At 50.3% G+C, this 11,087-nt stretch carries 11 protein-coding genes; 6 read left to right on the top strand and 5 right to left on the bottom strand.

The genetic code is table 11. From position 1 onward, the window contains the following. The first annotated feature begins 64 nt into the window (after positions 1–64). The 3 genes from fabV (at position 65) to ACF8PK_RS16855 (ending at position 5,163) form a co-directional block, all read left to right on the top strand. Positions 65–1,249 (top strand): enoyl-ACP reductase FabV, encoded by a 1,185-nt coding sequence (gene fabV, locus ACF8PK_RS16865; RefSeq protein ID WP_014258128.1) that lies wholly within the window; start codon positions 65–67, stop codon positions 1,247–1,249. 195 nt (positions 1,250–1,444) lie between these two features. Next, on the top strand, positions 1,445–3,361 hold the full coding sequence (locus ACF8PK_RS16860; protein ID WP_158108807.1) for a sensor domain-containing phosphodiesterase: 1,917 nt from the start codon (positions 1,445–1,447) through the stop codon (positions 3,359–3,361). A 152-nt stretch (positions 3,362–3,513) separates the two neighbouring features. Continuing rightward, entirely contained in the window at positions 3,514–5,163 is a 1,650-nt protein-coding gene (locus ACF8PK_RS16855) for a P-loop domain-containing protein (protein WP_392442554.1), read from the top strand. A 164-nt stretch (positions 5,164–5,327) separates the two neighbouring features. On the opposite strand, the gene ACF8PK_RS16850 is transcribed toward ACF8PK_RS16855, so the two are convergent. Continuing rightward, positions 5,328–5,951, bottom strand: coding sequence for a DNA-J related domain-containing protein (locus tag ACF8PK_RS16850; protein WP_143679472.1), 624 nt, complete (start codon positions 5,949–5,951; stop codon positions 5,328–5,330). Between the two features lie 173 nt (positions 5,952–6,124). Next, positions 6,125–6,964: an isopenicillin N synthase family oxygenase gene (locus ACF8PK_RS16845; protein WP_055465082.1), complete on the bottom strand. Its 840-nt coding sequence runs from the start codon at positions 6,962–6,964 to the stop codon at positions 6,125–6,127. Between the two features lie 230 nt (positions 6,965–7,194). Between ACF8PK_RS16845 and ACF8PK_RS16840 the strand changes: the two genes are divergently transcribed. After that, on the top strand, positions 7,195–7,803 hold the full coding sequence (locus tag ACF8PK_RS16840; protein WP_158141465.1) for a DUF2238 domain-containing protein: 609 nt from the start codon (positions 7,195–7,197) through the stop codon (positions 7,801–7,803). 148 nt (positions 7,804–7,951) lie between these two features. Here ACF8PK_RS16840 and cutA read toward each other — a convergent pair whose 3' ends face one another. Next, entirely contained in the window at positions 7,952–8,287 is a 336-nt protein-coding gene (gene cutA / locus ACF8PK_RS16835; protein WP_232659464.1) for a divalent-cation tolerance protein CutA, read from the bottom strand. Between the two features lie 417 nt (positions 8,288–8,704). Here cutA and ACF8PK_RS16830 point away from each other — a divergent pair, with 417 nt between their 5' ends. After that, on the top strand, positions 8,705–8,920 hold the full coding sequence (locus ACF8PK_RS16830) for a hypothetical protein (protein WP_038151933.1): 216 nt from the start codon (positions 8,705–8,707) through the stop codon (positions 8,918–8,920). A 95-nt stretch (positions 8,921–9,015) separates the two neighbouring features. Here ACF8PK_RS16830 and ACF8PK_RS16825 read toward each other — a convergent pair whose 3' ends face one another. Both ACF8PK_RS16825 and ACF8PK_RS16820 read right to left on the bottom strand, forming a co-directional pair. Next, a complete protein-coding gene (locus ACF8PK_RS16825) occupies positions 9,016–9,672 on the bottom strand; it encodes an HAD family hydrolase (RefSeq protein WP_392442549.1) in 657 nt (218 codons plus the stop codon). Between the two features lie 166 nt (positions 9,673–9,838). Then, positions 9,839–10,345: a hypothetical protein gene (locus ACF8PK_RS16820; RefSeq protein WP_392442547.1), complete on the bottom strand. Its 507-nt coding sequence runs from the start codon at positions 10,343–10,345 to the stop codon at positions 9,839–9,841. A gap of 168 nt (positions 10,346–10,513) precedes the next feature. Between ACF8PK_RS16820 and ACF8PK_RS16815 the strand changes: the two genes are divergently transcribed. Next, entirely contained in the window at positions 10,514–10,990 is a 477-nt protein-coding gene (locus ACF8PK_RS16815) for a CreA family protein (RefSeq protein ID WP_014258119.1), read from the top strand. The last annotated feature ends 97 nt before the right edge of the window (positions 10,991–11,087 follow it).

Raw genomic sequence — 11,087 nt, 5'->3', positions numbered from 1 at the left:
ATTTACGCAGCTTTACGATATTGTTAACACTCCCCCTACTGTAATGTTTAAAAGGTGATCATCAATGCGCATTGAGCCCGTGATTCAGGGTGTAGTGGCCCGCACCGCTCATCCACTTGGCTGTGAACAAGCGGTTTTACAACAAATTGAGTACGTTAAATCGGCAAAACCGATCACACAGGGGCCCAAACGCGTTCTGATCCTCGGCGCCTCTTCTGGCTTTGGTTTGGCGGCACGCATTGCACTCACGTTTGGTGGTGCCAACGCCGACACGATTGGGGTCTCTTTTGAACGCGGCCCGTCTGAGAAAGGGGTGGGCAGCGCTGGCTATTTCAATAATCTGGCGTTCAAGAAATTTGCAGAACGTGAAGGCCACATCGCGGTCAACATCAACGGCGATGTGTTTTCCGATGCCGTGCGAGAACAAGTCGTTGAAGCGATCGAAACCTACTTTGAAGGTGAAGTGGATCTGGTGATTTACAGTATTGCCAGTGGCATGCGCCGCAAACCGGGCAGCGATGAGTTCTGGCGTTCCGCCATCAAACCGATTGGTGACGCCGTTTCTGGCGCGACGATTGTGTTGGAAAACGACACATGGGTCGACACCACCTTGGAACCGGCTAACGATGAAGAGATCGACAGCACGCTGCATGTGATGGGGGGTGAAGATTGGGAAAGCTGGATTGATACGCTGATCAACAACGAGTCCATCGCGCCAGGATGTAAAACCATCGCATTTTCGTATGTGGGTCCATCAATCACGCATCCGATCTATCTCGATGGTACGCTCGGCCGCGCAAAAATCGACCTGCATCAAACCAGCCATTCACTCAACCTGAAACTGGCAAACTTTGACGGCGGCGCCTACGCCACCGTGTGTAAAGCCTTGGTCACCAAAGCCAGCGTCTTTATTCCCGGCTTAAGCCCATACATGTTGGCGCTGTACCGCGTGATGAAAGAAAAAGGCACACACGAAGGATGCATTGAGCAGATGCATCGTTTGTTCAGTGACAAACTCTATAGTCACACCAGCGTGCCTGTTGATGGTGAACGTCTGGTACGTATGGATGACTGGGAACTGAACCCTGACACGCAACAGCGCGTGCGTGAAGTGCTTGCTGAAATGAACGGCAGCAACTTCCAACAAATGGGCGACTACGCGGGCTTTAAAGCCGAGTTCCTGCGTTTGAATGGATTTGGTTTTGACGGCATCGATTACGATGCTGACGTCGACCTAGAACGCTTTTAGACGCTTCGCCAGAGCCGAATGTCGAATCGGCGACAATTTCTGTCAATTTGTGAAGGTCCCGTGCATTTGCCGGGACTTTTTTTGTCGATTTGCCAACCCGTTCATATACTGTAAATACGTGCTGCAACAACGCAGCGCACGAAAGCTGAGCACGGATCGCTCAGCGGTTCCGCCGACGTTCAAAGGATGGGCTGTATGTCGAAAATCAATACACAGTCATTAACTGTTCCTCAAGAGATGCTGAGTGGCTGGCAAACCATCGTCAATCTGTTGGCCGATATCCTCCAGGTTCCTGCCGCACTCATCATGCGTCTGCACGATGAAGAAATCGAAGTTTTCTGCGCCAACACCAATGTCAAACAGCCGTATCGCAGCGGTGACACCGAAGCCCTCGGCCAAGGCCTGTATTGCGAAACAGTGGCCAAAACACGTCAAGAACTACTCATTCCAAATGCCTTAACTGACATGAAATGGCGTCATAACCCTGATATTTCTCACGGCATGGTGGCCTATTGCGGGATTCCGGTCTGTTGGCCCAATGGCGACCTGTTTGGCACCATCTGTGTGCTGGACAATAAAGCGAATGCCTTCACGCCCACGTATCGCAAGCTGCTGCAAAGTTTTCGTGTTTCGCTCGAATCGCAACTCACTGTGATTTACCAACATCAGAAGCTCAAACTGCTCAATGATGATCTGCAAGCGCGCATTCAAATTCGCACCCAAGATTTAGCCGACCTCAACTACTCCCTCAATCAGGAAATTGACAAGCGTAAAGCGGCGGAACAGTTAGTCGCGTTCCAATTGCACCACGACACCAGCACCGCTTTCTTCAATCATTCCGGTTTGGAGCGTGAAGTCGACAAAGCACTAACGCGTGGCGATCACGATTTGGCACTGCTGTATGTTGGCTTTGCCAACGCCCGTCATCTGCAATCGCGCTTGGGGTATCAAAACTGGGAGAAAGTGCTGAAGCGCTACCGCGAACGCGTTGGGCATTTTGAAGGCATTGAAATCCTCACGGCGCGCCCCACCGCCAACGATTTGGTGCTGTTGGTCAAAGCGCCATCCTTAGAGAACAGTTTGGAGCTACTGTGCCATCGGCTGGTCGGCATTCATCAAGCCGAGTTTCAACTTGAGCAAGAACGCTTTCACCTCAACGCCTACATTGGCATTGCGACCCATGCCGACTCCGCTCATGCCGGAGAACTGATCCACTTTGCGTCCGAAGCCATGTTGGCCTGCAAAGATTCCGGCTATCAGTTCCACTACCATTCTCAATCCAGCGCGGATCAATTGGCGTCCGCCAATGCACTGGAAAGTTACCTGTTGCAGGCGTTGCAAAATGATGACTTAGCGCTCTATTTTCAACCCAAAGTGGATCCCCGTTCACGCCGTTGGTTAGGCGCGCAAACCGTCCTGCGTTGGAGCCATCCACTGCTGGGCGACGTCACACATGAAGCGCTCATCAACATGGCCGAACAAAACGGGCTGATGTTTGAAGTGGGTAACTTTGTGCTGCGCCACACCATTGAAATGGCCGGCCGCTGGCGTCACTCCTTCCCCTCGCTACGACTCACCGCTGCAATTTCGACGGGTCAGCTACAAAATGGTCAGTTGGCCCAACAGATCGAAGCCTTGCTTAACGCGCATGATGTACCGCCCGCGCAACTTGATTTGGAGATCAACGAAAATGCCTTGTTGTCCGATGAAGTCGTCGCGCGCAACACACTCAGCGCCTTACATCAACTGGGGGTTCACCTCACACTGAGCGAGTTTGGATCGGGATTTGCGTCATTCCATCACTTAAAACATTACCCATTTGATGCAATCAAACTCGACAAAACCTTTGTGCAACAACTCACCCATAACGACGAAGACGAAGAGATTCTGCGTTCAGTCATTCACGTTGCGCAGAAACTGCATTTGCAAGTTGGGGTTGAAGGCGTCGACACCCCAGAGCAAGACACGTTTTTCATTGAAGAAGGCTGCGATATCGCAGAGGGGTATCTGTACGGACGCCCATTGCCAACCGAAGAGTTTGAACTGGTGATGCTCAATCAAAGTTATTCCTTTGCCAAATTGGGCGGCAACACCCACTTAGCATCAAAGTAGTTTCGCGGCTCGCCTCGGTTCCCCTCGCGCACGCAAGGCGAAGCCAATTAAAGGTTTCCCCACTGCTTTGAATTGCTTATCATCCCTTTACTCTCTGGTGGGCGCTCCCTATAATCGCCCCCTTTTCTCTTTCTCAATGAGCGATAAACGAGATGGATCTATTAACATCTATACTGAAAAAACTCGAAAAACAGAACTACCGAGCGTATCAGCAAATTAAAGGCCAATATGATTTTGGTGACTACACCCTGTATATCGATCACGTTCAGTCGGATCCTTACGCTTCGGCCTCTCGTCTTCGCGCGACCCGCGCTTGGTCGCTCACCGGCCTTGATTGGTTGCGCGAGAAATCGCCGTCTTACCAACGTGCGGCGCGTGATTTTATCGCTCGTTCCTTTGCTGAATTTGCCAAGCAAGAGAACTCCATTTCCATTTCGCTCAGTGGCCAGACGGTGCTCGACAGCACCTCCGTGGTGTTCACCAATGACGGAATCGAACTGCGTTTTCGCATGAGTCTGCCGGCAGAAGGGCGTGATATTTTGGCCAAGAAAGCGCTGAATATCTTGACGTTCCACATGCCAAAATTCATTCGCCGCGCCACCATTGAGCGTGAGCTGGATAAAGACGCACTGATCCACCACTGTGAGATCATCGAAGATCAAGATGCACTGCGCGATCAACTGGCAGACCAAGGCTTGGTCGCGTTTGTTGCCAACGGGAGTGTGCTACCACGCCTTGCCGGTAACTGTGACCTGCCGATGAAAGACGCCGTTCCTTTCACTGCGCCAAGCGCACTGGAAGTGACGCTGACCACCCCCAACCAAGGTGAGATTCGTGGTTTGGGGATCCGTCGAGGCATCACCTTAATTGTGGGCGGCGGTTTCCACGGGAAATCAACGCTGTTGACTGCGCTAGAACGCTCAATTTACAACCACATTCCGGGAGATGGCCGTGAGCGCATCGTGACCGATGGCAATGCGATGAAGATTCGTGCCGAAGATGGTCGCTGTGTGCACAACCTGAATTTGGCTAACTACATCAACCACCTGCCCATGGGCAAAAACACCAGCGATTTCAGCACGCAAGACGCATCGGGCTCCACATCGCAAGCGGCATGGTTGCAAGAGTCCATCGAAGCTGGCGCGACCACGCTGCTGATCGATGAAGATACCTCTGCCACCAACTTCATGATTCGCGACGAACGCATGCAAGCGCTGGTGAGCAAAGGCGATGAACCCATCACGCCGCTGGTCGACCGTATCGGTCAATTGCGTGATGAACTTGGTATTTCAACTTTGGTGGTCATGGGCGGCTCAGGCGACTATCTGGATGTGGCGGACACCGTGATTCAAATGCACGATTACCAAGCCGTCGACGTTACCGAGAAAGCACAGCAAGTGATCGCTCAGCACCCAACGGCCCGTCGTAACGAATGTGAAACGCCACTGGCAACCTTCCCTCCGCGCTCGTTTAACCGTGCCGCGCTGCAAAAACTGCTGGTTGAAGGGAAGTTCCGCGTCTCCGCCAAAGGGGTTGATGCGCTGCGCTTCGGGAAAGAGTTTGCAGATATTTCGGCGCTAGAGCAGTTGGAATCAGCGTCTGAAGTGAATGCGATTGGTTGGTTGTGGTTTCAGTTGGCGCAGCTGCCAGGTTGGTCAAAAAACCCAGCCAAAGAGATGGCAGAAATGCTCACCGAACACTGGTACACCGCGATGCCAAATCACGGCGATCTGGCCAAGCCACGCATTCTGGATGCCATGGCTGCATTGAACCGCATGCGCAAATCGCAATTCAAAGCGTAAACGCCTCAGCGAAATCGGCTGGCCTTTGATGCGTGAGCGCATCCAACGTGTGCCCTCGAAAAGCTGAGAAGCGAGAGCCGCTGAGCCGTTAGAGCCGCTGAGAAACAATAAAAACGCCCGCAGACCTTGTCGCGGGCGTTTTTATTGGTATTCAAATCAGCAAATTAATACTCTTGACGCAACACATTCCATGCAGCGCATAAAATACGAAACTGCTCGGCATTGCCATTGTCACGGTCCGGATGCCAACGCAGCGCCAGTTTGCGCCATGTTTTGCGAATCTCAAACGATGTTGCGTCGCTCGGTAAGTCAAACAAACGCAAGGCCTCATGACGATTGAGGTGACTGACCGTTTCCCCCCCGACAAACCGGCGATAACGAGTCCAAAACTCATTCAATAGCCGCTTCACTTCCCCTTCACTGGCCTCATAATGGGTCCAGTTGGTGTAGTAATCGCGCAAAGGCTCGTCCGGGTCGATAACATGGTTGGCATTGCGAAACATCGGCATCAACACAATGTCCATCGCTTCTACTTGCAACCATTTTTGTGGATACAAGATTTCCTGCAACTGATAGAGCGCGTTCATGATCAGAAAGTTACGTTTAAACAAGTCTTTCTCTGGCGCATCATCGAGTACTGGCACCAATTCAAGTTCACTCAAATGGGCGGCCAATGTGTGAACTTTCCAGCCCGATGGCTGTTGTTTCAACACTTCCAGAATCGGCCAAAGCAGCGGATTTTCCATGTACGTTTGGAAGGTCGCGCTCAGCGGTTGTGTATCAGACATACGATGCTCGTTTTTCAATCCCTGCATTAAATTCAAATCCAAATTGACCGATTTGTCGAGTCGCACTCCGTTTCACGATGCAAGTTTTTGAACTAGCGTCTGTTTCTGATGTAACGTTGACACAATAAAAAAGCCAGCACGTGGCTGGCCTTGAGGTAGATAACCGAGCGCGGTTAAATCACGCCCAGTTCACGTAAACGTTCCATCAGGTAGCTGTGCGCTGTGTAACGCTCAGACAACACCACTTCTGGCTTCGGGTGCAGGAACAGCGGCAGAGAAATGCGCGATTGAGTTTGGCGCTCACCACTTGGGTTAATCACACGGTGCGTGGTCGACGGGAAGTAACCGCCCGATGCCTCTTGCAGCATGTCACCGATGTTGATGATCAAGTTGCCAAAATCACAAGGAACATCGATCCAGTTGCCATCGCTGCCCATCACTTGCAAGCCCGGCTCGTTCGACGCAGGAAGCACCGTCAGCAGGTTGATGTCTTCATGCGCTGCCGCGCGGATTGCGCCTGGCTCTTCATCACCACTCATTGGCGGGTAATGGAGCACACGCAGCAAGGTTTTCTCACTGCCATTGATCATCTCAGACAGAGCAATCGAAAAACGCGCCTGCACGTCTGCCGGAGCATGCGCTTCCACCCAGCTCAATAGCTCTGCGGCAAATGCATTCGCGCGGTCATAGTAATCCAGAATCTGTTCTTTCAGCTCTTGCGGGATCTGCCCCCAAGGATAAACGTGAAAGTATTCTTTGATGTCTTTCACGGTGTGACCTTTCGCCACTTCCGAGACGCTGGGAGGGAAATAACCGTCTTGTGTATCGACGTTAAACTGGAACTCATTTTTACGTGCGGAGGTAAAAAATTGGTACCAATTTTCGTAGATGGATTCAACCAGCTCTTTGGGAATCGGGTGGTTTTTGAGTACACCAAAGCCCGTTTCGCGCAGTGACTTTACAAATTGCTCGGCAGCATCCGGAGCAAGATAATCGACAGTGTCCAGTTTCATGACTTTACTTTTTTGTTATGAGAATTGAACGCGGGATTTTAAAAGTCACTATGGGGTAAATCAAACTTTAATGAAATGATCGGTTTTGAATGCGTTGAATCTGAGCGAACCACGCCAATTTCAACAGTAAACGTTTACGTCAGATGACTTTCCCGCGTAAAAACACAATTGAACAGCGTTCATAATAGTGGCACCATAGACTCAGCACTTAAAAAAGGATTGATCACCCAATGAATTTTCCCAAAAGTTTGATTGGCTTTACGCTCGCCTACGCTGTGGTCTTTGTGTTCTCGGCCATTGCCCCATCGTCACGCGCGGTATGGATCGCTGAAATTCTGCCCGCCGTACTGATTTTGGTTGGGATTTGGTGGACATCCACCCATCAAACGTTAAGTAAAACGGCCTACCTGCTGATGTTTATTTGGTTAACCCTACATACCATTGGCGCGAAATACACATTCGCAGAAGTCCCGTTTGACTGGTTCAACCAACTGATTGGCTCTGAGCGTAATAATTTTGACCGCGTCGCACACTTTGCGATCGGCTTATATGCTTACCCCATCGCGGAATATCTCATTCGCCGCCAACTCGCGAACCGCTGGATCGCAGGAGCGTTTGCGCTGTTTTGCATCATGAGTATTGCCGCTGGCTATGAAATCATCGAATGGTGGTATGCCGATTTGGCGGGCGGCGAGGAAGGCATCGCGTTTTTGGGATCACAAGGCGACATTTGGGATGCTCAAAAAGACATGCTGTGCGACACACTGGGAGCGATCACCGCGTTGTGCGTGATGAGCGTGCAGTGCCGAATGCAACCGCAGCGCTTCTCCGTGGCTTAACCGGTTATACCTCGTATGGTATAGAAAATCGCACGCATAGAACGCGCATAGAAAAAGGAGCTGAGGCTCCTTTTTTATTTGGATGATTCGATGTGCTTGAGCGCCTCGATTTGTGTGCGCGACCTGATCGGTTCGGGTGACTCGCCTGCTACCGGGTTTCTGTCGTCGGTGTATTTTGCTCAATCCATGTCAGATATGGATTGAAGCCATCGACAATCGGCACTTGGACAATTTGTGGCACTTCATAACAATGCAGCTGTGCGATTTCCTGTTCAAGGTCGGCATAACACGCTCGGCGCGTTTTGATGATCAGCAAAATTTCGGCATCACAGCATACTTCGCCATTCCACAAATAATGACTTTGAATTGGCATGGACTGCACGCACGCCGCCAGTTGTTTTGACAGCAGGCTATGTGTGATTTGCTGCGCGTTCTCCGGACGATTGGTGGTGGTCAAAACCATGCAGAATGCCTGCTTATCCATCGTACTCTCCTCTCATCGAGTTCAATCGAAACCTCATCACTTCACAAAGCATATACCGAAATCGTCGGTGCGGAGAGTGCTATACCACCACGCTGCGATCTCAGTCCCCCCCATTCAACGATGTGGTCATTTCCACTGAGAATCGGTATGATTTTCATTCAGAATTTTAAAAGTGCCATCAGCCTTAGAAATAGAATAAATTTCTATGTTGTTTTTCAGTGTGATGACAGATTTATTTATGAATTCACTCTCAAAACCAGCACAAAACCCAACACTGTAACAGTACGGATTCATGATTCCGATTATTCTAGAAGCATAACAAATGAAACCCAACATCATGGCGCCACCGGCGAGCAGCCAAGGCTTCATCCATAAGGGTCAACATTCACGCTTTTATCGCTGCTGAGTAAGTTCATTATGACAAAATCAAACCATACCGATGCTTTATCGCTCGATTGCTGTCCACTATGCCAACATGACGAATACCTGATGTCGGAGGATGGGGAAAAGTTTATCTGCGGTCAGTGCGGATTTAAAACCGACCATCTGAAAAGCATTCAACTGCAATTGATGCTGCTGCATCATTCATCTGCATTACATCGCACGCACTCGCTTCGCCCAACCATGCACTAAGCTAGCGCGGCGTTTATTAGTGTTCAACAAACCGATGTGTTCAACGAACCGATGTATTCACCGAGTCGCTCTGTTCGCTGACACGTCGTATTCGCTTAACAGACATAGTCCGTGAGTTGTTCTAATCTACTGAGGATCACCACGTCGTCGTGCGTGGTGCGGTTGGCCGGGCTCAACGGTTCCAACTGATACGTGGTCACGCCCGCTTGCACACCCGCTTCCACCCCTTTTGCGGTGTCATCCACATACACGCACTCATCCAACATGAAGCCCATATTCATCGCACAATAGCGAATCAAATCCGGTTCAGGTTTCCAACTGTTGGCTTCAAACGCCGAAAAGACTTTGCCATTGAAATACGGCAGCAAGCCGGCCAACTGCAGCGTGGTTTCAATTTTATTGCGCGGCGCATTTGAGGCCACGCAGAACTCTACATTGTGACGCGTCAACGTCTCCAGCAGAGGTAACACGCCATCCATTGGTTTCAGTTCATGAGCGAACAGTGTATCCAACACATCGCGGTAGCGCGCTTCCAAAACATCTAAATCCGCAGTCATGGATGCCAGCTCTAATGTGGCGGTCAGAATGTCCGCAATCTTGCCCCCCTCGAAGGTATCCGCGACATCGTCCACCGTCAGATTTGCATCTAACTCATTGAATATTCGAACAAGGGCTTCGCAACAAAGACGCTCGCTGTCAACCAACGTCCCTTCACAGTCAAAAATAACGCAGTTTGTTTTTTTGTTAGTCATATACGCTCCCCCTTTTCGAGCAGTGTATACGCATACAATCACGACGAAATAACACAACGAAGGAAATGAAACCGTTCTCACATGGTGAAAAACAATTTCCCAACCAACATCACTTTTCTGAACGTGAGTAGCCTAAGCTGTCTTAAAGCTGCAACATTATTGACGTTTATACTTCGAGGAACGCCTCGCCATCGAACGCATGGGCTTGGCACCACTTCGCCAGCACGGCCGCGGCAAACTGAGGGGCATCGGCGTAGGTTTGATTGGTATTCAGTGCGATATCCGACACCAACACGTTGTCGTCGTGTGCGGTGACGATCGCGGCCGCCACTGGCTGTGAGTTTTCAAACCCGACATACAGCGAGCAAGGCTCAGAAAAGATAATTTGGGTGAAGAATTCGACCAGCAAATTTTGCTCAGCTTCCGTCTCCATCTGCGCCGCTTGTAGCAGTGCAAACATGATGGTCAGGCGGTGAAAATCGACTAGAAAGATGTCATCCAGTGCCGCTGAATCCTGCAGTTGGCTGGCAAAGGGTTGAACCTGGCGAGATGCGGTGTGAGCTTGATAGAGCGCACGCCCCTTGAGGCTTTCCGGTGTCGGATACTCGACATCAACTTGGCTCCAGAGCCACTGATTTTTGATTTCAACAATCGCATGAGATGACGGTGTCATAAGGCGTACTTCTTATCGTTAGCAAAATATCAGGTGCAGATGGCGATGATCGCACGCAGGCGAAATCGTGTCACAGCACCGAAAACCTAGAGTCTACCACAATTCGGTTCTGTCTTTCTCGTAACATACTGCTATCATGGACTCAACGTGAACAGTTGGAATAATAAAATGATCAAGAAATTAGCCGTAATTTCTTTAAGCGCGCTTGCCCTTGCCGGGTGTGATAACTCCGAAGTGGGCGACGTCAGCTTGGGTATGTTTACCATGAAAGATATTAAGATTGGCTCGCTCAAAGATGATGTGGTCACGGGTGTGACATGTCACATCGCTTCCATTGAAGCGAATCTGAGCTTTGCAGATCCAAGCGACAGCTCCATCTCTTGCCGTCAAACTGGCGACATTACGCCAGAAATGATCGCGCAGATTGATAAGAGCAAATCGGGTGAAGTGGTCTTTAAGAAATCAAAGAGTATTTTCTTCAAAACCATGAAAGTACGCCGCATCTACGATGCTGAGAACCAAACGCTGCTCTACCTCTCATACACCACCAAAGAAACCGAAGGCAGTTTCAAGCACAGCCTGTCGACTGTACCGCTTTGGGGAACAAAGGCTTACAACGCCTTCCCCGCGACTGCTGAGAAATAGCGCACATCATGAATGCCCGCGACTCGTTCTGAGTCGCTTTTTTATGTCGTTAAAATGAAACTTTGCATAAATTTTTGTGATATCATCCGCGAAAATT

Origin of the sequence: Vibrio sp. CJQ_6 (genome assembly GCF_043106745.1) — a bacterium.
Taxonomy (GTDB): domain Bacteria; phylum Pseudomonadota; class Gammaproteobacteria; order Enterobacterales; family Vibrionaceae; genus Vibrio; species Vibrio furnissii.
Note: the sequence above shows the minus strand (reverse complement) of the source record. Positions and strands in the feature narration are given on the sequence as shown.